General features: G+C 61.2%; 16 protein-coding genes. 11 read left to right on the forward strand and 5 right to left on the reverse strand.

The features are described 5' to 3' along the window. Window positions 1-124 precede the first annotated feature (124 nt). The 3 genes from NN484_RS19755 to NN484_RS19765 all read left to right on the forward strand — a co-directional run bounded on the left by NN484_RS19755 (window position 125) and on the right by NN484_RS19765 (window position 6,865). Window positions 125-3,400, forward strand: coding sequence for a transglutaminase family protein (locus NN484_RS19755; RefSeq protein WP_215501327.1), 3,276 nt, complete (start codon window positions 125-127; stop codon window positions 3,398-3,400). 88 nt (window positions 3,401-3,488) lie between these two features. Beyond that, complete coding sequence (locus tag NN484_RS19760) at window positions 3,489-5,975, forward strand: circularly permuted type 2 ATP-grasp protein (RefSeq protein WP_215501328.1); 2,487 nt, start codon at window positions 3,489-3,491, stop codon at window positions 5,973-5,975. Then, window positions 5,975-6,865 (forward strand): transglutaminase family protein, encoded by an 891-nt coding sequence (locus NN484_RS19765; RefSeq protein ID WP_127649026.1) that lies wholly within the window; start codon window positions 5,975-5,977, stop codon window positions 6,863-6,865. The genes NN484_RS19760 and NN484_RS19765 overlap by 1 nt, the downstream gene beginning before the upstream one ends. A gap of 209 nt (window positions 6,866-7,074) precedes the next feature. On the opposite strand, the gene NN484_RS19770 is transcribed toward NN484_RS19765, so the two are convergent. Together NN484_RS19770 and NN484_RS19775 are read right to left on the reverse strand one after the other, a co-directional pair. Further along, a complete protein-coding gene (locus NN484_RS19770) occupies window positions 7,075-7,257 on the reverse strand; it encodes a hypothetical protein (RefSeq protein ID WP_215501329.1) in 183 nt (60 codons plus the stop codon). 68 nt (window positions 7,258-7,325) lie between these two features. Then, on the reverse strand, window positions 7,326-7,913 hold the full coding sequence (locus NN484_RS19775) for a cytokinin riboside 5'-monophosphate phosphoribohydrolase (RefSeq protein WP_025111838.1): 588 nt from the start codon (window positions 7,911-7,913) through the stop codon (window positions 7,326-7,328). A gap of 346 nt (window positions 7,914-8,259) precedes the next feature. Between NN484_RS19775 and azu the strand changes: the two genes are divergently transcribed. Beyond that, window positions 8,260-8,706 (forward strand): azurin, encoded by a 447-nt coding sequence (gene azu / locus NN484_RS19780; protein ID WP_127649028.1) that lies wholly within the window; start codon window positions 8,260-8,262, stop codon window positions 8,704-8,706. Between the two features lie 154 nt (window positions 8,707-8,860). On the opposite strand, the gene nadE is transcribed toward azu, so the two are convergent. The 3 genes from nadE to NN484_RS19795 form a co-directional block, all read right to left on the reverse strand. Then, complete coding sequence (gene nadE, locus NN484_RS19785; RefSeq protein WP_127649029.1) at window positions 8,861-9,688, reverse strand: ammonia-dependent NAD(+) synthetase; 828 nt, start codon at window positions 9,686-9,688, stop codon at window positions 8,861-8,863. 4 nt (window positions 9,689-9,692) lie between these two features. Beyond that, window positions 9,693-10,916 (reverse strand): nicotinate phosphoribosyltransferase, encoded by a 1,224-nt coding sequence (gene pncB, locus NN484_RS19790; protein WP_127649030.1) that lies wholly within the window; start codon window positions 10,914-10,916, stop codon window positions 9,693-9,695. Between the two features lie 200 nt (window positions 10,917-11,116). Then, complete coding sequence (locus NN484_RS19795; protein ID WP_127649031.1) at window positions 11,117-12,022, reverse strand: LysR family transcriptional regulator; 906 nt, start codon at window positions 12,020-12,022, stop codon at window positions 11,117-11,119. Window positions 12,023-12,185: 163 nt separating this feature from the next. On the opposite strand from NN484_RS19795, the gene amaB reads away from it, so the two are divergent. The 7 genes from amaB (at window position 12,186) to NN484_RS19830 (ending at window position 20,652) form a co-directional block, all read left to right on the forward strand. Next, the gene (gene amaB, locus NN484_RS19800) at window positions 12,186-13,676 is read left to right on the forward strand and encodes an L-piperidine-6-carboxylate dehydrogenase (protein WP_274657699.1); all 1,491 of its coding nucleotides are present in this window, start codon (window positions 12,186-12,188) and stop codon (window positions 13,674-13,676) included. 147 nt (window positions 13,677-13,823) lie between these two features. After that, complete coding sequence (gene amaA, locus NN484_RS19805; protein ID WP_215501331.1) at window positions 13,824-15,107, forward strand: L-pipecolate oxidase; 1,284 nt, start codon at window positions 13,824-13,826, stop codon at window positions 15,105-15,107. A 368-nt stretch (window positions 15,108-15,475) separates the two neighbouring features. Then, on the forward strand, window positions 15,476-16,609 hold the full coding sequence (locus NN484_RS19810; RefSeq protein WP_127649034.1) for an ABC transporter substrate-binding protein: 1,134 nt from the start codon (window positions 15,476-15,478) through the stop codon (window positions 16,607-16,609). Window positions 16,610-16,850: 241 nt separating this feature from the next. Beyond that, the gene (locus NN484_RS19815; protein WP_102354330.1) at window positions 16,851-17,765 is read left to right on the forward strand and encodes an ABC transporter permease subunit; all 915 of its coding nucleotides are present in this window, start codon (window positions 16,851-16,853) and stop codon (window positions 17,763-17,765) included. Window positions 17,766-17,768: 3 nt separating this feature from the next. Next, window positions 17,769-19,070, forward strand: coding sequence for a high-affinity branched-chain amino acid ABC transporter permease LivM (gene livM / locus NN484_RS19820; protein WP_127649035.1), 1,302 nt, complete (start codon window positions 17,769-17,771; stop codon window positions 19,068-19,070). Continuing rightward, complete coding sequence (locus NN484_RS19825; RefSeq protein ID WP_103485078.1) at window positions 19,067-19,939, forward strand: ABC transporter ATP-binding protein; 873 nt, start codon at window positions 19,067-19,069, stop codon at window positions 19,937-19,939. Before livM ends, NN484_RS19825 begins: the two co-directional genes overlap by 4 nt. Beyond that, window positions 19,936-20,652, forward strand: coding sequence for an ABC transporter ATP-binding protein (locus tag NN484_RS19830; protein WP_127649036.1), 717 nt, complete (start codon window positions 19,936-19,938; stop codon window positions 20,650-20,652). Before NN484_RS19825 ends, NN484_RS19830 begins: the two co-directional genes overlap by 4 nt. Window positions 20,653-20,934 lie beyond the last annotated feature (282 nt).

Genomic DNA, 20,934 nt, shown 5'->3' on the forward strand with positions numbered 1-20,934 from the left:
ATTTCCCCGCATCGCCCGATTTTGGTGCTGTACTGCCCTGAGCATTCCGGGAAAGCGCCCAAGCCCCTGCATGGCATAAGTTTTGCGCGCTTTCGAATACGCTTAGGCTCGCAGGAGGCACGCCGTGTCGATTCATGTCGCATTGCATCACGTCACGCATTACCGCTACGACCGCGCTGTCGAACTCGGCCCGCAGATCGTTCGCCTGCGCCCGGCTGCCCACAGCCGCACGCGGATACTGTCGTATGCGCTGAAAGTCTCGCCCGAGCAGCATTTCATCAACTGGCAGCAGGATCCCCAGGGCAACTACCTTGCGCGTCTGGTATTTCCCGAGAAAACCGATGAGTTGCGCATCGAAGTCGATCTGGTGGCCGAGATGGCCGTGTTCAATCCGTTCGACTTCTTCCTCGAGCCCTACGCCGAGAAAATCCCCTTCGCCTACGCCGCCGATGAGCGCAAGGAGCTGGCGCCGTACCTCGAAACCTTGCCGCTGACCCCGGCCTTCAAAGCCTATCTGGACAGCATCGATCGCACCCCGCTGCCCGCGGTGGATTTCCTGGTGATGCTCAATCAGCGTCTCAGCGAAGACATCCGCTACCTGATCCGCATGGAGCCGGGCGTGCAAACCCCGGAACACACCCTCGAACACGCTTGCGGCTCCTGCCGCGACTCGGCGTGGCTGCTGGTGCAGTTGTTGCGCAACCTCGGGCTGGCCGCGCGGTTTGTCTCCGGCTACCTGATTCAACTTACCGCCGACGTGAAAAGCCTCGACGGCCCGTCCGGCACCGAAGTCGATTTCACCGACCTGCACGCCTGGTGCGAGGTGTACTTGCCCGGTGCTGGCTGGATCGGCCTCGACGCCACTTCCGGATTGTTCGCCGGTGAAGGGCATATCCCGTTGGCCTGTAGTCCCGATCCATCCTCGGCGGCGCCGATCAGTGGCTTGGTGGAACCGTGCGAATGCCAGTTCAGCCACGAGATGTCGGTGGAGCGGATCTGGGAAGCACCACGGGTCACCAAGCCCTACACGGACGAGCAGTGGCTGGCGATTCAGGCGCTGGGCCGGCAGATCGACGCCGATCTGCTGGAAGGCGATGTGCGACTGACCATGGGCGGCGAGCCGACCTTCGTTTCCATCGACGACCCCGACGGTGCTGAATGGAACACCGCTGCACTGGGCCCGGACAAGCGCCGGCTCTCCGCCGAGCTGTTCCAGCGCATGCGCAAACACTACGCGCCCAAAGGCCTGGTGCATTTCGGTCAGGGCAAGTGGTACCCGGGCGAGCAGTTACCGCGCTGGTCGCTGAACTGTTACTGGCGTCGTGACGGCGTGCCAATCTGGCACAACAACGCGCTGATTGCCGACGAACAGCAGGACTACGGCGCTGACGGTACGCTGGCCGGGCGCTTTCTGGCGAGTGTCGCCGAGCGTCTGAAATTGCCCGCGCGCTTCGTGTTTCCGGCCTACGAAGACAATTTCTATTACCTCTGGCGTGAGGGCGCGCTGCCGAGCAACGTCAGTGCCGAAGACTCACGACTGGAGGAGCCGCTGGAGCGCGCGCGTCTGCGCAAAGTCTTCAGTCAGGGCCTCGATAAGGTCATCGGCCAGGTGCTGCCGCTGGCGCGCACTGCCAAGGGTGATCAATGGCAGAGCGGGCGCTGGTATCTGCGCGATGAGCATTGCCGCTTGGTGCCGGGGGATTCGCCGCTGGGCTATCGCCTGCCGCTCGGTTCGCAGCCGTGGGTGAAGGCCGCCGAGTATCCGTTCATTCATCCCAACGATCCGAATCAGGACTTCCCACCGCTACCGGACGCGACGCAGCTCAATAGCCATGGCGAGCCTGTATCTGCCGACGAACGCTCGCCGAAAATCGACGAGTCCGCCGACTGGCTGACCCGCACCGCGTTTTGCGCCGAGGCGCGCGAGGGGCGGCTGTATCTGTTCATGCCGCCGCTGGAGCGGGTCGAGGATTATCTGGAACTGGTGGCGGCCATCGAAGCCACCGCCGAAGAGCTGCATTGCCCGGTGCTGCTGGAAGGTTATGAGCCGCCGAGTGATCCGCGCCTGAGTAACTTCCGCATTACCCCGGATCCGGGCGTGATCGAGGTCAACGTGCAGCCGTCCGCGACGTGGGACGAACTGGTCGAGCGCACCGAGTTTCTCTATGAAGAGGCACGGCAAACCCGCCTGACCACCGAAAAGTTCATGATCGACGGGCGCCACACCGGCACCGGTGGTGGCAACCATTTTGTCCTCGGTGGTGCGACCCCGGCGGATTCGCCATTCCTGCGCCGCCCGGATCTGCTGCGCAGCCTGATCAGCTATTGGCACAACCACCCGTCGTTGTCTTACTTGTTTTCCGGTTTGTTCATCGGCCCGACCTCGCAGGCGCCACGGGTCGACGAGGCGCGCAACGACGCCTTGTACGAGCTGGAAATCGCTTTCGCGCAAATGCCGGAAGTGGGCGAAGAATGCCCGCCGTGGTTGGTGGATCGACTGCTGCGCAATCTGCTGATCGACGTCACTGGCAACACGCATCGCGCCGAATTCTGCATCGACAAACTGTATTCGCCGGACGGTGCCACCGGGCGCCTCGGTCTGCTGGAGCTACGCGCCTTTGAAATGCCGCCGCATGCGCGCATGAGTCTGGCCCAGCAATTGTTGCTGCGGGCACTGGTTGCACGGTTCTGGCGCGAGCCGTATGCGCCGCCGAAACTGGCACGCTGGGGCACCGAGCTGCACGACCGCTTCATGCTGCCGCACTTCATCGAGCAGGATTTCGCCGACGTCATCGTCGAACTCAACAACGCCGGTTATCCGTTGCGTGCCGAGTGGTTCGCCGCGCACCTGGAGTTCCGTTTCCCCAAGGTCGGCGATTACGCGGTCAATGGCATCGAACTGGAATTGCGCCAGGCGCTGGAGCCTTGGCATGTGTTGGGTGAGGAGGGCACGGCGGGCGGCACGGTGCGTTATGTCGATTCGTCGCTGGAGCGTTTGCAGATCAAACTCAGTGGGCTGCCGCCGCAGCGTTACCTGCTGACCTGCAACGGCATCCCGGTGCCGCTGCAACCGACCGGACGCATCGGCGAGTTCGTTGCCGGCGTGCGCTTTCGGGCCTGGCAACCGGCCAACTGCCTGCAACCGACCATCCCGGTGCACGCGCCGCTGGTGTTCGACCTGCTCGACACCTGGATGCAGCGCTCGCTGGGTGGTTGTCAGTACCACGTGGCGCACCCGGGCGGGCGCAACTACGAGACATTACCGGTCAATGCCAACGAAGCGGAGAGTCGGCGCATGGCGCGGTTTTTCCGCATCGGACATACGCCGGGGAAACTTCCGATACCGAACCTGACAATCTCCGACGAGCTGCCGATGACTCTCGATTTGCGACGTTTCTAGTTCGTACGCGCCATGCGGATTTTTCGTATATCCGCGTGTCATGTGCCTGCGTTAGTCTGACCGTTCCTTGCTGTCTGCCGAGCTTTCCATGCCTGACCTGCTAGACCGCTACCCGCGCACCGCGGGCACTTATCACGAACTGCTGGATAACAGCGGCGAAGTGCGCGCGCACTGGCGGCGGCTGTTCGATCAGCTACAGCGCAGCAGCCCGGCGCAACTGGTGCAGCGTCAGGCGTTGCTGGCCCGGCAGATTCAGGAAAACGGCGTCACCTATAACGTCTATGCCGACCCCAAGGGTGCTGACCGGCCGTGGGAGCTGGACTTGCTGCCGCACGTGATCGCCGCCGATGAGTGGCAGCAGTTGTCAGCCGGGATCGCCCAGCGGGCGCGCCTGCTCAATGCGGTGCTGGCGGATCTGTACGGCCCGCAGCGGTTGATCAGTGAAGGACTGTTGCCGGCGGAACTGGTCTTCGGCCACAACAATTTTCTCTGGCCGTGCCAGGGCATTGCGCCGCCGGAAGAGGCCTTTCTGCATTTGTACGCCGTGGACCTGGCGCGCACGCCGGACGGGCGCTGGTGGGTCACCGCGGATCGCACCCAGGCGCCGTCGGGGGCCGGTTATGCGCTGGAAAACCGCACCATCGTGTCCCGCGCCTTTCCCGAGTTGTACCGCGACTTGAAGGTGCAGCACCTGGCCGGATTTTTCCGCACCCTGCAGGAAACCCTCGCGCGTCAGGCGCCCTGTGATGATGACGCGCCGCTGGTGGTGCTGCTGACGCCCGGGCGTTTCAACGAAAGCTATTTCGAACATCTTTATCTGGCGCGTCAGCTCGGTTATCCACTGGTGGAGGGCGGCGACCTGACGGTGCGCGATGCCACCGTGTACCTGAAAACGCTCAGCGGCCTGCGCCGGGTGCACGCGATCATGCGCCGGCTCGACGATGACTTCTGCGATCCTCTGGAGCTGCGTACCGACTCGGCACTCGGTGTGCCCGGCTTGCTGGAGGCGGTGCGGCAGGGGCGGGTGCTGGTGGCCAACGCCCTGGGCAGCGGCGTGCTGGAGTCTCCGGGATTGCTCGGGTTCCTGCCGAAGATCAATCAATACCTGTTCGGCGAAGAGCTGATCCTGCCGTCCATCGCCACCTGGTGGTGCGGCGAGGCGCCAGTGCTGGCGCAGGCGCTGGAAAAACTGCCGGAGCTGCTGATCAAACCGGCGTTCCCCTCACAAAGTTTTGCCCCGGTCTTCGGTCGGGATCTGAATGAACAACAGCGCCAGGCGCTCGCCGAGCGCATGCAGGCCCGGCCCTATGCTTACGTGGCACAAGAACTGGCGCAGTTGTCCCAGGCGCCGATCTGGCAAGCCGAGGACGGCCAACTGCAACCGCGGGCCATCGGCATGCGCATGTACGCGGTGGCCAGTCGTGACGGCTACCGCGTGCTGCCTGGTGGCCTGACCCGGGTCGCCGCCGAGGCTGATGCCGAAGTGGTGTCGATGCAACGCGGTGGCGCGAGTAAGGACACCTGGGTGCTGGGCGAGCGCCCGCCAAGTGGCGAGCAGTGGAAGACACAGCGCAACGTCGGTGTGCACGACCTGGTACGACGTGACCCCTACCTGCCGTCGCGGGTGGTGGAGAACCTGTTCTGGTTTGGCCGTTACTGCGAGCGCTGCGATGACAGTGCGCGATTGCTGCGGATCATGCTGGCGCGCTATGTCGATGGCGACGATCCGCAAGCGTTGCAGGCGGCGGTCGAGCTGGGCGAGCGCCTGATGTTGCTGCCGGAGGAGGGCGAGCTGCCGGAGCGCCTGCTGGCGGCGCTGCTCGGCGAGGACTGGTCGTTCAGCCTGCGTTCCAACCTGCAGCGCTTGCAGTGGGCGGCCTCGCAGGTGCGCGGCAAGCTCTCCCGGGAAAACTGGCAGGCCTTGGTAGAGTTGCAGCGTGAAGCCATGGAGCTGGACACCGACGCGCCGGACTTTGGCGAACTGCTGGATTTTCTCAACCGTCTGGTGATGTCGCTGGCGGCATTGTCCGGTTTTGCGCTGGACGACATGACCCGCGACGAAGGCTGGCGCTTCCTGATGATTGGCCGGCGCATCGAGCGTCTGCAGTTTCTCAGCAGCAGCCTCGCCGCGTTCCTGCGCGGTAGCGCCGCATTCGATCAGGCGGGGCTGGAGTGGCTGCTGGAGCTGGGCAACAGCAGCATCACTTACCGGTCGCGTTATCTGGCGGTGGCGCAGTTGATCCCAGTACTCGATTTGTTGCTGCTCGACGAACAGAACCCGCATGCGGTGTTGTTCCAACTGAAACTGGTGACCCGCACGCTGAAGCGCCTGAACGATGATTTCGGCGTGCCCCGCGAGGCCGGACTGCCGCAATTGGTCGAGCGTCTGGCACGTTTTGATCTGGGCTGTCTGGAAAACTCGCTGTTCGGCGAGTCCAGCGTGCGTGCGGCACTCGATGGTCTGGCGGATCTGCTGCAAGAGATTGCCGAGGCCAGCGGGCAAGTCTCGGATCGCCTGGCGCTGCGCCACTTTGCCCATGTCGATGATGTCAGCCAGCGTACGGTGTCCGTCTGATGAGCGCGCATTACCAGATCTTCCACGATACCTGTTATCACTACGACAGCCCGGTGTCGCTGGCGCAGCAATTGGCGCACCTGTGGCCCCGTGAGTGCACATGGCAGCGCTGCACCGAGCAGCAATTGCTGATCAGTCCGGAGCCGACCACCCGGCGTGATGAACTCGATGTCTTCGGCAATCCGCTGACCCGTCTGGCTTTCGAGCGACCGCACGACGAGTTGCAGGTCAACGCACGGCTCACCGTAGAGGTGCTGGCGCGACCGCTGGCGGACTTCAATCTGTCCCCAGCGTGGGAGCAGACACGCGATGCGCTGACCTACAGCAGCCAGCCGTTGTCCGCCGAGCTGCTGCAGGCTTGTCGATATCGCTTTCAGTCACCCTACGTGCATCTGAAGCGCAGCTTCGTCGAGTTCTCCGAAAGCTGCTTCCCGCCGGGTCGGCCGTTAATGCTCGGCGTGCAGGCCTTGATGCAGAAGATTTTCAGCGAATTCACCTTCGACGCCGAGGCCACTCAAGTGGCAACGCCGCTGGTGGAAGTGCTGGAGCGCCGACGCGGTGTATGTCAGGACTTCGCCCACCTGATGCTCGCCTGCGTGCGCTCGCGAGGGCTGGCGGCGCGTTACATCAGCGGCTATCTACTGACCCAGCCGCCGCCAGGGCAACCACGGCTGATCGGCGCCGACGCGTCGCATGCCTGGGTCTCGGTGTTCTGTCCGGTATTGGGCTGGGTGGATTTCGATCCAACCAACAATGTGCAGCCGGCGCTGGAGCACATCACGCTGGCATGGGGCCGGGACTTTTCCGATGTGTCGCCGTTGCGCGGGGTGATTCTGGGGGGCGGTAGCCATGACCCGGAGGTTCGCGTCACCGTGATGCCACTGGAGTAGCACAGATCAAACTGGAGGAGTGAGCCTGCTCGCGATAGTGGTATGTCAGGCGGTAAAGGGTTTGTCTGACACACCGCCATCGCGAGCAGGCTCACGCCTACAGGGGATTTGGGGGCGATTCGAAAAGGGGGCTGTGAGGGCCAGCGGCTGAACCGCCAGCCCCGTCACAAATCCGCAGGGTCTGATTCGATCATCAAACCCGGTGGGGCTCAGGCGTCGGGTGCCTGATCTTTCGGTGCATCAACATCGTCGTCGTCAGTCGCCACTTCACCCTCAGGGTTCAGTGCCGCTTCTTCAGCCATTTGTTTCTTGCGCTGAAGCTTTTCCTCTTTCTTCTGCTCCTTTGCCAGGTCTCGTTGACGTTTGGCGAAGGAGTAATTGGGTTTGGCCATGGGCGATCCTCTGGGGTCGAAGGTGAGGTTGAGCGGCGCGTATTCTGCCCTGTATCGGTGTCCGGCGGTTAGCCGGGTTTTTGGTCGACCCACTTGGGCGTGACGGTCGGCTTCCACTGATCGAGGGCGTCGAGCAGGGTTTGTGGCGATTCGCTCACTTGCAGCATGTCACGGTGTGGCGCGCGAACGAAGCCTTCGCCGACGATATGGTCGAGAAAAGCGGTGAGTTTGCTGTAGAAACCGTTCACTTCCAGCAGGCCCAGCGGCTTGCCGTGGTAGCCGAGCTGGCCCCAGGTCCAGACTTCGAACAGTTCTTCCAGCGTGCCGAGGCCGCCAGGCAAAGCGATGAACGCATCGCTCAGTTCGGCCATGCGCGCCTTGCGGGCGTGCATGCCGTCGACCACTTCGAGGCGGGTCAGGCTTTTGTGGCCGATTTCCTTGTCCATCAGACTTTGCGGAATGATCCCGATCACTTCACCGCCGGCGGCCAGTGCGGCATCGGCGACCAGCCCCATCAACCCCACGGCGCCACCGCCGTAGACCAGGGTCAACTGGCGCTCGGCCAGCGCGCGGCCAAGGGCTTTGGCGGCTTCGGTGTAAGCCGGATCGGTGCCGGCGTTGGCGCCGCAAAATACACAAACGGATTTGAGAGACATGCCTTCCTCCTGGGTCAATCCGTCACAGGGTAATGGCTGGCACGCCTTGATCCAAGGGCTAGACTTCGCGTTGCGGCGTTTCGCAGGTGCCACTGGCACCACAGGCGTAGGCGGCGAGCAAGCTGCACAACAGGCCGTTAAAGATCATGACAGGCACTCCGTTTCAGTTCAGTGAGATGGCCTGATCATAGGGCTGGCCAGGGAATCTGGCCGTTAGATTGTTTCGATGAGTGTCATAGCCTGAAAGTTGTATACAATTTTTGACTCAAGTCATAGGAACTTGCGAAGATTTCAGGCAGTCTTTCCACCATTCGTGTTTTTGTTAACCCTGCCTTGGAGATTCACCATGTTTTCCAAAGTTGTTGCGGTATCCCTGCTGGCGCTGGCCAGCAGCCAATTGATGGCTGCCGAGTGCAAAACCACCGTTGATTCCACCGACCAGATGTCCTTCAACACCAAGGAGATCGTGATCGACAAGAGCTGCAAGACCTTCACCGTCGAACTGACCCACTCCGGCAGCCTGCCGAAGAACGTCATGGGCCATAACCTGGTTGTCAGCAAAACCGCCGACATGCAGCCGATCGCCACTGACGGCCTGGCCGCCGGCATCGACAAGAACTACCTGAAAGACGGCGACGAGCGCATCATCGCTCACACCAAGATCATCGGTGCCGGTGAGAAAGACACGCTGACCATCGACGTATCGAAGCTGGCCGCTGGCACTGACTACGGCTTCTTCTGCTCGTTCCCGGGCCACATCTCGATGATGAAAGGCACCATTGCTGTCAAGTAATTGATTCAGGCACAAAAAAAGCGTCCTTCCGGACGCTTTTTTCGTTTCTGTAGGAGCTGCCGGAGGCTGCGATCTTTTGATCTTGATCTTCAAAGCCAGATCAAAAGATCGCAGCCTCGTTTCACTCGACAGCTCCTACAGGTTCCAAGACATCTTACGGCGCGAACGGCATGACGCGCTTGTGATGGGTCTTGTTGTAAGTTGCGACGATGATGTCGAACGCTTCCTGGCGTACCGGCTCACCGTGCAGGAAGGCGTCGATCTCGGCGTAGGTCACGCCGTGGGACGCTTCGTCAGGTTTGCCCGGCGACAGGTCTTCCAGGTCCGCGGTCGGCACTTTCTCCACCAGCGACTCCGGCGCGCCGAAGCTGCGGGCAATCGCCCGGACCTGGTTTTTCACCAGACCGCTGAGCGGGGCCAGGTCGCAGGCGCCGTCACCGAACTTGGTGAAGAAGCCCATCACCGCTTCCGCCGCGTGGTCGGTGCCGATCACCAGACCGTGCGCCGCGCCGGCGATGGTGTACTGGGCGACCATGCGCATCCGCGCCTTGGTGTTGCCGAGCACGAAGTCCACCGAGACCGCGTGCTTGCCTTCGAACGCCGCGACTTCACCGGCCAGCGACTTCACCGCCGGGCCGATGTTGACGGTGTGGCGCTCGTCCGGGGCGATGAAGTCCACCGACGCTTGGGCGTCGTGTTCATCGAACTGGGTTTCGTACGGCAGACGCACGGCGATGAACTTGTAGTCGTTGTCGCCGGTGCGCTCACGCAGTTCACGCATGGCGCGCTGGGCCAACAGGCCAGCGGTCAGCGAGTCGACACCGCCGCTGATGCCCAGCACCAGCGTCTTGAGGCCGGAATTGACCAGGCAATCCTGGATGAAGGTAATGCGCCGGGCGACTTCGGCTTGCAGGGCCTTGTAGTCAGCGAACGGCGGCTGCACCTTGAGCTGTTCAGCAATCTCACGCTGTACGGCTTGCATGAATTCACTCCTTGCTAGATAGGCTGGAAACGGCAGGAACCTGGAAAACGTGTCGCAAATAGGCGACGAAATTCGGGTCTTTACAGTGAGTCTTGCCTGGCTCGTCGGAGATCTTCGCCACCGGCTGGCCGTTGCAGGCGGTCATTTTAAGCACGATGCTCATCGGTTCGACACCCGGAATGTCACAGGTCAGGTTGGTGCCGATGCCAAAGCTCACGTTGATCCGATCGTGCAGCGCACGGAAGATCTCCAGCGATTTGGGCAGGGTCAGGCTGTCGGAGAACACCAAAGTCTTGCTCATCGGGTCGATGCCAAGCTTGTGGTAGTGGGCGATGCATTTTTCGCCCCACTGCACCGGATCCCCGGAATCGTGGCGCAGACCATCGAAGAGCTTGGCGAAGAACAGGTCGAAGTCGCCGAGGAAGGCGTCGGTGGTGATGCAGTCGGTGAGGGCGATCCCCAGCAAGCCACGGTATTCACGCACCCAGCAGTCGAGGGCGGCGATCTGACTGTCGATCAGCCGTGGGCCGAGTTGCTGATGAGCCATGATCCATTCATGGGCCATGGTGCCCAGCGGTTTCATGTCCAGCTCGCGGGACAGGTGCACGTTGCTGGTGCCGACGAAACGTCCGGGGAAATCGTGCTTGAGTACGTTCACCACTTCTTCCTGTACGCGGTACGAAAAGCGCCGGCGGGTACCGAAGTCGGCGACCTGCAATTGCGCCAGTTCGTCGGCCGAGGCATTGGCGCTCAACCAATCGAACTTGCGATACAGCTGTTCACGCGCCTGTACCAGCTCGACTTCCCGGTAGCGATAGCGGTTGCGCACTTCGCTGACGATCGCCAGCAGCGGCACTTCATACAGAATCACATGCAACCACGGGCCGCGCAGACGGATGAACAGCTCGCCGTTCTCGATCCCGGTGTGCAGATAGCGCAGGTTGAAGCGGAACAGTCCGAGAAAACGCAGGAAATCCGGTTTGAGGAAGCTGATGCGCTCCAGAAAACTCAACTGGTCGGCGCTCAGGCTCAGTTCGGCCAGACGCTCGATCTGATAGCGAATCTCGGCCAGATACGGGCGCAGATCCTCGCTGTTACGGCAACGGAACTCCCATTCGACTTCGACGTTGGGGTAGTTGTGCAGCACCGCCTGCATCATCGTCAGTTTGTAGAAGTCGGTGTCGAGCAGGTTCTGCACGATGCGATCGGCAAACACACTCTCGCTCATAAACGGGGTCTCCAGGTGCGCCGCGCCTGTGCGCGGTCTCAATCAATGGCGCTAGTGGCGCATATCAGCGGTGGGGATTGCCAGCAATTTTTGGCCCGAACCGGATTTTGCTTGATGTAGGAGCTGCCGAAGGCTGCGATCTCTTGATCTTAAAAAACAAGGTCAAAAGATCGCAGCCTTCGGCAGCTCCCACAGGGAAATCAGTCGTCGTCTGGACTATCAATCTGCTCCAGCATCCACTTCACAAAATCCCGCACCTTGGGCACTTCCGCCGCATGCTCCGGGTAGGCCAGGTAATAGGCGTCGGAACTGGGCATTGCATGCTGCCAGGGAATGACCAGTTTGCCGTCGGCCAACTCCTCTTCCACCAGAAACCGCGGCAGCAGCGCCACACCACAGCCGACCTGGGCGGCGCGGATGCACATATAAAAGGTTTCGAAACGCGGCCCGTGGTAGCTGTGTTCGGTGTGGTAGCCCTGACTGTCGAACCAGTCGTGCCAGGCCTGCGGGCGTGAGGCGTTTTGCAGCAGCACCAAGTCGGTCAGTTGCGTCGGATCAGTGAATGGCTGATCCGGCAGGCTGCCCGGCGCGCAGACCGGCACCAGCTCTTCGCCGAACAGCTTCAGGCATTCGGTGCCGGGGCGTGAACCCTGGCCGAAATAGAACGCCAGATCGCTGCGCCCCTGCAGCAAATCGTCGGCTTCCTGCTCGTTGCACAGGTCCAGATGGATCGACGGATGGCGCAGACGCCAGCCTTTCAGGCGCGGTACCAGCCAGCGGGCGCCGAAGGTCGAGGGCGTGGAGACGCGCAGGACTTCGGTTTCGCCGCCGTAGGAACGCAGGTAATGCGTCGACATTTCCACTTGGGTGAGGATTTTTCGGACTTCCACCAGGTACAAATCCCCGGCCGGGGTCATCTGCAAGCGACGCCGCACCCGGCGGAACAACAAGTGCTGTAACAATTCCTCAAGCTGCGCCACTTGCTTGCTGACAGCGCTCTGGGTCAGGTTCAGTTCCTCGGCGGCGCGGGTAAAACTCAAGTGTCGGGTCACAGCTTCGAAGCACTGCAATGCGGTAATCGATGGCAGGTGGCGTTTATTCAGCATGAGTGGTCCTTTTCTTGTCTTTCTATGCGCAGCATGAATAAACGGAATGATATCTCGCGTAAAGGTCGTTTGTTGCCTCGCCATACTGACGCTACAACTAAAGGCCTGCCCGGTCGTGAACATTCGTCCGCACACATTCAGTTTTTCGCTTGAGGAGTGACCCATGGTTGCCGCATTGCTTGATCGTCTTGGTGTGAACCCGGCCCTGTATCAGAACGGCAAAGTGCCGGTGCATTCGCCCATCGACGGCAGCCGCATCGCCGCCGTGAACTGGGAAGGCCCGGCCGAAGTCGAGCAGCACATCAGTCGCGCAGATCATGCGTTCGAACAATGGCGCAAGGTGCCGGCCCCGCGTCGCGGCGAGCTGGTGCGTCAGTTCGGCGAAGTGTTGCGCGAGTACAAGGCTGACCTCGGCGAGCTGGTGTCGTGGGAAGCAGGCAAGATCACCCAGGAAGGTTTGGGTGAAGTGCAGGAGATGATCGACATCTGCGACTTCGCCGTCGGCCTGTCACGTCAGTTGTACGGTTTGACCATCGCCTCCGAGCGCCCGGGCCACCATATGCGTGAAACCTGGCATTCGCTGGGCGTGGTCGGCGTGATCAGTGCGTTCAACTTCCCGGTCGCGGTGTGGGCGTGGAACACCACGCTGGCGCTGGTCTGCGGCAACCCGGTGGTGTGGAAACCGTCGGAGAAGACCCCGCTGACCGCGCTGGCCTGCCAGGCGCTGTTCGATCGCGTGGTGAAGAATTTCACCGATGCTCCGGCGCACCTGTGTCAGGTGATCATCGGTGGTCGCGATGCCGGCGAAGCGCTGGTGGATGACCCGCGTGTCGCGCTGATCAGCGCCACAGGCAGCACCCGCATGGGCCGCGAAGTGGCGCCGAAAGTCGCCGCGCGTTTTGCCCGCAGCATCCTCGAACTGGGCGGCAACAACGCGATGATCCTCGGCCCGAGCGCCGATCTGGACATGGCCGTGCGCGCCATTCTGTTCAGCGCGGTCGGCACTGCCGGGCAGCGTTGCACCACCCTGCGGCGCTTGATTGCCCATGAATCGGTGAAGGAAGAAATCGTCACCCGCCTCAAAGCCGCGTACGCGAAAGTGCGCATCGGCCATCCGCTGGAAGGCAACCTGGTCGGCCCGCTGATCGACAAGCACAGCTTTGAAAACATGCAGGATGCGTTGGAGCAGGCGCTGAGCGAGGGTGGTCGGGTGTTTGGCGGCCAGCGTCAGCTCGAAGAGCAATTTCCCAATGCCTACTACGTGTCGCCGGCGATTGTTGAAATGCCGGAGCAAAGCGATGTGGTCTGCAGCGAAACCTTCGCGCCGATCCTCTACGTGGTCGGTTACAGCGACTTCCAGGAAGCGCTGCGCCTGAACAACGCTGTACCGCAAGGCTTGTCGTCGTGCATCTTCACCACCGACGTGCGCGAGGCCGAGCAGTTCATGTCGGCGGTCGGCAGCGACTGCGGCATCGCCAACGTCAACATCGGCCCGAGCGGTGCGGAAATCGGCGGCGCGTTTGGTGGCGAGAAGGAAACCGGTGGTGGTCGCGAGTCGGGCTCCGACGCCTGGCGCGCGTACATGCGCCGTCAGACCAATACCGTGAACTACTCGCTGGAGTTGCCGCTGGCGCAGGGCATCACGTTCGACTGAGGATCGAGGGAAAACGGAAAAGATCGCAGCCTTCGGCAGCTCCTACACAGATGCCGCCAGGCTGCGGTTTTGTAGGAGCTGCCGAAGTCTGCGATCTTTTGGTGGCCCCACAAGCGCATTTGGTTAGGTTTCTGTTGGAGTCTGGCAATGCCGTTACGCGAAGAATGTCTGTGGGAAAAGCTCACGCCGCAAAGGCCGGATAACACCGCGCTGCGGGGCGAGGTCAAAGTCGATGTCTGCGTGATCGGCGCCGGGTTTACCGGGTTGTCGGCGGCGCTGCATCTGTTGGAAAAAGGCAAAAGCGTCTGCGTGCTGGAAGCGCATCGTGCCGGGCACGGCGGGTCCGGGCGCAACGTCGGGCTGGTCAATGCCGGGATGTGGATTGCGCCGGACGAGATCGAGGCCGGGTTCGGCGAGGCGGTCGGCAGTCAGCTCAACCGCATGCTCGGAGCAGCGCCGGCGCTGGTGTTCAGCCTTGTGGATAAATACAACATCGATTGCCAGTTGCGCCGCGAAGGCACGCTGCACATGGCGCACAACGCCAAAGGCGAGGCGGACTTACGCAGTCGCGAGCAACAATGGAAACGCCGTGGCGCGCCGGTCGAACTGCTGACCGGCAAGGCCTGCGAGCAAGCCACCGGCACGCAAAAGATTGCTGCGGCGTTGCTCGACCGCCGCGCCGGCACCCTCAACCCGATGGCCTATGTCACCGGGCTGGCCAATGCGGTGAAGCGCTTAGGCGGGCAGATGTTCGATCACTCGCCGGTCACCCGCCTCGAACGCCAGGGCCAGCAATGGTCGGTGCAGACCGAACAGGGTTCGGTGCTCGCCGAGCAAGTGGTGATTGCCTCCAACGCCTACACCGAAGGCGACTGGACCGAACTCAAGCGCAACTTCTTCCCCGGTTACTACTATCAGGTCGCTTCGGTGCCGCTGACCGAAGACGCTGCCCATGAAATCCTTCCGGGCGGGCAGGGCTCCTGGGACACGCGGCAGGTGCTGAGCAGTATTCGCCGCGACAAGGACGGTCGGCTGTTGCTCGGCAGCCTGGGCAATGGCAATCAGAAACCCACCTGGTTCCTCAAGGCCTGGGCCGACCGGGTGCAGCAACACTACTTCCCCAACCTCAAACCAGTGGAATGGGAATGCACCTGGACCGGGCGCATCGCCTTCACCCCCGATCATCTGATGCGCCTGTTCGAACCGGCACCCGGACTGGTGGCCGTCACCGGTTACAACGGTCGCGGCGTGACCACCGGCACCGTGGTCGGCAAGGCCTTCGCCGACTACCTGTGTCACGGCAATCCTCAAGCGTTGCCGATCCCCTTCGCACCGATGCAGCCCCTGGCGGGTGTCGGCCTGCGCAGTTGCCTGTACGAGGCCGGTTTCTCGCTGTATCACGCGGGCCAGTGCCTGCGCATCGTCATCTGAGTGTTGAAATATGTTGCCGGAAGCGGCGCTTTTTCACGTAGCGACTAGCCTGTAATGGTGCGGGTTGTAGCAGTCCCGCACCAGCAGTGTGCAGTTCGGTGACGCGAGCGGTTACAGGCTGGTTGCACGTCGTTTGGTGCCGCGGTTGCAATGATGGCGCAAGCGGGTTGCGCCTTAGATTTAAAAAGGTTTCACCTTCCGCGGTTTAGACGGTTGCACGCCCAATGAAAATGGGAACGAAACAGTCGAAATAACAAGAAAGCAGCGACTTTTTGAAGAATAAAAAACCGATGGCACGGCGCTTGCTCAGAGCATTCAGTGAAGTGAAGTCGCAGTGCCAACTAAAAAAAACCTTGGAGCACCACCTCATGTCCCAGACGTTTTACAAGAAAGGCTTTCTGGCCCTCGCAGTCGCAACTGCGCTGGGTGTTTCTGCGTTTGCTCAAGCTGATGTGAAAATCGGTGTAGCGGGTCCAATGACGGGCGCCAACGCGGCATTTGGCGAGCAGTACATGAAGGGTGCACAGGCGGCGGCTGACGCAGTCAACGCAGCAGGCGGCGTCAACGGGGAGAAAATCGTTCTGGTCAAGGGCGATGACGCTTGCGAGCCGAAGCAGGCGGTGACAGTCGCCAAGGACCTCACCAACCAGAAAGTCGCCGGCGTGGTCGGTCACTTCTGCTCTTCTTCGACCATTCCCGCGTCGGAAATCTACGACGAAGCCGGGATCATCGCGATCACGCCGGGGTCGACCAACCCGCAAGTCACCGAGCGTGGCCTCAGCGCCATGTTCCGTATGTGCGGGCGTGACGACCAGCAAGGCATCGTGGCCGGCGACTACATCGTCGACGTGCTCAAGGGCAAGAAGGTTGCCGTGCTGCACGACAAGGACACCTACGGTCAGGGCCTGGCGGATGCCACCAAGGCACAGCTGGAAAAACGTGGCGTGAAACCGGTGCTGTATGAAGGCCTGACCCGTGGCGAGAAAGACTTCAGCGCCGTGGTCACCAAGATCCGTGCGGCTGGCGCCGACGTGGTCTACTTCGGCGGCCTGCACCCGGAAGCCGGCCCACTGGTCAAGCAACTGCGCACCGAAGGCCTGAAAGACGTGAAGTTCATGTCTGACGACGGCATCGTCACCGACGAACTGGTGACCACCGCTGGCGGCCCGCAATACGTCGACGGCGTGCTGATGACCTTCGGCGCCGACCCACGCCTGCTGCCAGACAGCAAGACTGTAGTGGATGCTTTCCGCAAGGCCGGCACCGAGCCTGAGGGCTACACCCTGTACGCCTACGCGTCGGTTCAGACCCTGGCCGCCGCCTTCAACGGCGCCAAGTCCAACAGTGGCGAAAAGGCCGCCGAGTGGCTCAAGGCCAACACGGTGAAAACCGTCATGGGCGAGAAGGCCTGGGACAAGAAGGGCGACCTGAAAGTCTCCGACTACGTGGTTTACCAGTGGGACAAGGACGGCAAATACCATCAGCTGGAAAAACAGAAGTAAGGGCTGACGCGATCAGTTGATCCCCACCGATCTCCTGTGGGAGTAAGCCTGCTCGTAATGACGGACTGACAGCCAACAGATTTGTTGAATGTTGAACCGCTATCGCGAGCAGGCTCACTCCTACAGGGGGCGATGGTGATCAGGTGGATAGTGTCTGCATTGCTCCGACGTAAATCTGTATTTTTCCTAGAAGAACCGCCCGCTCACCGGTGGGCAGGTTCTCATTGCGTGAGATTGCGTTATGGATGGTATTTTCCTGCAGCAACTGGTCAACGGCCTGACCCTCGGGTCGGTCTATGGCCTGATCGCCATCGGCTACACAATGGTCTACGGCATCATCGGCATGATCAACTTCGCCCACGGCGAGGTTTACATGATTTCCGCTTACCTGGCGGCAATCAGTCTGGCTCTGCTGGCTTACTTCGGTATTGAATCCTTCCCGCTGTTGATGCTCGGCACGCTGGTCTTCACCATCGTCGTCACTGGCGTCTATGGCTGGGTAATCGAACGCGTCGCCTACAAACCTCTGCGCAACTCCACCCGACTGGCACCGCTGATCAGCGCCATCGGCATCTCCCTGATCCTGCAAAACTACGCCCAGATCAGCCAGGGCGCCCGCCAACAGGGTGTTCCGACGCTGCTCACCGGTGCCTGGCGTGTCGACGTCGGCAGCGGTTTCGTCCAGCTGACCTACACCAAGATCTTCATTCTGGTGGCCGCGTTCGTCGGCATGGGCCTGCTGACCTACGTGATCAAGTACACCAAGCTCGGCCGCATGTGCCGCGCCACCCAGCAAGACCGCAAGATGGCTTCGATCCTCGGGATCAACACCGACCGGGTGATTTCCTACGTGTTCATCATTGGTGCGGCGATGGCGGCTCTGGCCGGCGTGCTGATCACCATGAACTACGGCACGTTCGACTTCTACGCAGGCTTCGTCATCGGCATCAAGGCGTTCACGGCCGCGGTGCTTGGCGGGATCGGCTCACTGCCCGGCGCGATGCTTGGCGGGATCATTCTCGGGATCTCCGAGTCGCTGTTCTCGGGCCTGGTCAACTCCGACTACAAAGACGTGTTCAGCTTCTCGCTGCTCGTACTTGTTCTGGTCTTCCGGCCTCAGGGTCTGTTGGGCCGTCCTCTTGTGTCGAAGGTGTAAGCGATGTCTTCAACCACTCAAAAAAACATCGATATCAAAAAAAGCCTGGTTGAGGCGATTCTGGCCGGCCTCATTGCGTTGATCGTGTTCGGTCCGATTGTCGGCGTCGTGCTCGACGGCTACAGCTTCAACCTCGAACCGACCCGCGTGGCGTGGATCATTGGCATCGTCATGCTCGGCCGCTTTGCCCTCAGCCTGTTTCTGCAGACGCCCAAGGGCCTGAAGATTCTCGACGGATTCGAGAGCACCGGTTCCGGTGTGCATGTGCTGCCTGCCGATCACAAATCACGCCTGCGCTGGATCATCCCGCTGCTGATTGTGCTCGCGGTCATCGTGCCGTTTGTCTCCAACTCGTATCTGCTGGGCGTGGTCATCCTCGGGTTGATCTACGTGCTGCTGGGGCTTGGGCTGAACATCGTGGTCGGCCTCGCGGGTCTGCTCGATCTCGGTTACGTGGCGTTCTACGCCATCGGCGCCTATGGTCTGGCGCTGGGTTATCAATACCTCGGGCTGGGCTTCTGGACCGTGCTGCCACTGGCGGCGATTACCGCTGGTCTTGCTGGTTGCATCCTTGGTTTTCCGGTGTTGCGTCTGCACGGTGACTACCTGGCGATCGTGACCCTGGGCTTTGGTGAAATCATTCGGCTGATCCTCAACAACTGGCTGTCGCTGACTGGCGGCCCGAACGGTATGCCGGCGCCACTGCCGACGTTCTTCGGCCTGGAGTTCGGCAAGCGGGCGAAGGATGGCGGGGTGCCGTTTCACGAGTTCTTCGGCATCGCCTACAACCCCGACGTGAAGTATTACTTCATCTACGCGGTGTTGTTCCTGGTGGTACTGGCCGTGCTGTACATCAAGCATCGTCTGGTGAAGATGCCGGTGGGCCGCGCCTGGGAAGCCTTGCGTGAAGACGAAATCGCCTGTCGCTCGATGGGCCTGAACCACGTACTGGTCAAACTCTCGGCGTTCACCATCGGTGCGTCGACGGCGGGTCTGGCCGGGGTGTTCTTCGCCACCTATCAAGGCTTCGTCAACCCGACCTCGTTCACCTTCTTCGAGTCGGCGTTGATCCTCGCCATCGTCGTGCTCGGCGGCATGGGCTCGACCATCGGCGTGGTGATCGCGGCGTTCGTACTCACGGTGGCCCCGGAACTGCTGCGCGGCTTCGCCGAATACCGCGTGCTGCTGTTCGGCATCCTGATGGTGTTGATGATGATCTGGCGACCACGAGGGCTGATCCGCATCAGCCGTACCGGGGTCACTCCACGCAAAGGTGCCATTCACTATGAGAGGACTGCGCCATGAGTGAAGTCGTACTCTCTGTGGAAAAACTGATGATGCACTTCGGTGGCATCAAGGCCCTGAGCGATGTCAGCCTCAAGGTCAAACGCAACTCGATCTTCGCCCTGATCGGCCCCAACGGTGCCGGCAAGACCACGGTGTTCAACTGTCTGACCGGGTTCTACAAGGCCTCCGGTGGCAAGATCGAACTCAACGTGCGCGGCAAGCAGACCAACGTCATCCAGTTGCTCGGCGAGTCGTTCAAGCCGACCGATTTCGTTTCGCCGAAGTCATTCCTCAGTCGTCTGTACTACAAGATGTTCGGCGGTACGCACCTGGTGAACCGCGCGGGCCTGGCCCGGACGTTCCAGAACATTCGCCTGTTCAAGGAAATGTCGGTGTTGGAAAACCTGCTGGTGGCCCAGCACATGTGGGTCAACCGCAACATGCTGGCCGGTATTCTCAACACCAAGGGCTATCGCAAGGCCGAAAGCGATGCGCTGGATTGCGCGTTCTACTGGCTGGAAGTGGTCGATCTGGTGGACTGCGCCAACCGTCTGGCCGGTGAACTGTCCTACGGCCAGCAACGCCGTCTGGAGATCGCCCGGGCCATGTGCACGCGGCCGCAGATCATCTGCCTCGACGAACCGGCCGCCGGCCTCAACCCTCAGGAAACCGAAGCGCTGAGCGCGATGATCCGGCTGCTGCGTGACGAGCACGATCTGACCGTGGTGCTGATCGAACACGACATGGGCATGGTAATGAGCATTTCCGACCACATCGTGGTGCTGGACCACGGCGTCGTCATCGCCGAGGGCGGCCCCGACGCTATCCGTCACGATCCGAAAGTGATTGCCGCCTATCTGGGCGCCGATGAAGAGGAATTGGTATGACCCGACCGATCCTCGAACTCAAAGACCTCGACGTGTTCTACGGTCCGATCCAGGCCCTAAAAGGCGTGTCGCTTGAAATCAACGAAGGCGAGACCGTCAGCCTGATCGGCTCCAACGGCGCGGGCAAGTCGACGCTGCTGATGTCGATCTTCGGCCAGCCAAGGGCGGCGGGCGGGCAGATCCTCTATCAAGGCGTCGACATTACCCACAAGTCCTCGCACTACATCGCCTCCAACGGTATTGCGCAGTCGCCGGAAGGGCGGCGGGTATTCCCCGACATGACCGTCGAGGAAAACCTGCTGATGGGCACCATCCCGATTGGCGACAAGTACGCCAAGGAGGACATGCAGCGCATGTTCGAGCTGTTCCCGCGGCTCGAAGAACGCCGCACCCAGCGGGCGATGACCATGTCCGGCGGTGAGCAGCAAATGCTCGCCATCGCCCGGGCCCTGATGAGTCGGCCGAAGCTGTTGCTGCTCGATGAACCGAGCCTGGGCCTGGCACCGATCGTGGTGAAACAGATCTTCGCCACGCTGCGCGAACTGGCGAAAACCGGCATGACCATTTTCCTGGTCGAGCAGAACGCCAACCATGCGCTGAAGCTGTCGGACCGGGCGTATGTGATGGTCAACGGCGAGATTCGCCTGACCGGTACCGGTAAAGAGCTGCTGGTGAACGAGGAGGTGCGTAACGCCTATTTGGGCGGGCACTGATTCTTCTTGAGTTGTCCACAAGCCCCGCGACGAAAGTTTCGGGGCTTTTTACATTTCAAGTCCATACAGATCCCCTGTAGGAGCTGCCGAAGGCTGCGATCTTTTGATGATGTTTTTGAAGGTCAAAAGATCGCAGCCTTCGGCAGCTCCTACATGGAATCAAGCCATGACATCAAGAACATTCTGAAATTGTGGAAAACAAATTCCCATAGCTGCCAACGCGCGACATATAGACGCTGCAAATGGCTGTTTTTCCACAGTTTTGACTTGTCCCCGTTTGCT

The organism is Pseudomonas serboccidentalis (genome assembly GCF_028830055.1).
Lineage (GTDB): Bacteria > Pseudomonadota > Gammaproteobacteria > Pseudomonadales > Pseudomonadaceae > Aquipseudomonas > Aquipseudomonas serboccidentalis.

Excerpts from the sequence above, each read along its gene's own strand:
- NN484_RS19810 (WP_127649034.1), top strand. The coding sequence starts at position 15,476 with ATGTCCCAGACGTTTTACAAGAAAGGCTTTCTGGCCCTCGCAGTCGCA.
- NN484_RS19775 (WP_025111838.1), bottom strand. The coding sequence starts at position 7,913 with ATGTCTCTCAAATCCGTTTGTGTATTTTGCGGCGCCAACGCCGGCACC.
- NN484_RS19795 (WP_127649031.1), bottom strand. The coding sequence starts at position 12,022 with ATGCTGAATAAACGCCACCTGCCATCGATTACCGCATTGCAGTGCTTC.
- amaA (WP_215501331.1), top strand. The coding sequence starts at position 13,824 with ATGCCGTTACGCGAAGAATGTCTGTGGGAAAAGCTCACGCCGCAAAGG.
- nadE (WP_127649029.1), bottom strand. The coding sequence starts at position 9,688 with ATGCAAGCCGTACAGCGTGAGATTGCTGAACAGCTCAAGGTGCAGCCG.
- NN484_RS19760 (WP_215501328.1), top strand. The coding sequence starts at position 3,489 with ATGCCTGACCTGCTAGACCGCTACCCGCGCACCGCGGGCACTTATCAC.
- NN484_RS19815 (WP_102354330.1), top strand. The coding sequence starts at position 16,851 with ATGGATGGTATTTTCCTGCAGCAACTGGTCAACGGCCTGACCCTCGGG.
- azu (WP_127649028.1), top strand. The coding sequence starts at position 8,260 with ATGTTTTCCAAAGTTGTTGCGGTATCCCTGCTGGCGCTGGCCAGCAGC.
- NN484_RS19830 (WP_127649036.1), top strand. The coding sequence starts at position 19,936 with ATGACCCGACCGATCCTCGAACTCAAAGACCTCGACGTGTTCTACGGT.
- NN484_RS19825 (WP_103485078.1), top strand. The coding sequence starts at position 19,067 with ATGAGTGAAGTCGTACTCTCTGTGGAAAAACTGATGATGCACTTCGGT.
- livM (WP_127649035.1), top strand. The coding sequence starts at position 17,769 with ATGTCTTCAACCACTCAAAAAAACATCGATATCAAAAAAAGCCTGGTT.
- pncB (WP_127649030.1), bottom strand. The coding sequence starts at position 10,916 with ATGAGCGAGAGTGTGTTTGCCGATCGCATCGTGCAGAACCTGCTCGAC.
- NN484_RS19770 (WP_215501329.1), bottom strand. The coding sequence starts at position 7,257 with ATGGCCAAACCCAATTACTCCTTCGCCAAACGTCAACGAGACCTGGCA.
- NN484_RS19765 (WP_127649026.1), top strand. The coding sequence starts at position 5,975 with ATGAGCGCGCATTACCAGATCTTCCACGATACCTGTTATCACTACGAC.
- amaB (WP_274657699.1), top strand. The coding sequence starts at position 12,186 with ATGGTTGCCGCATTGCTTGATCGTCTTGGTGTGAACCCGGCCCTGTAT.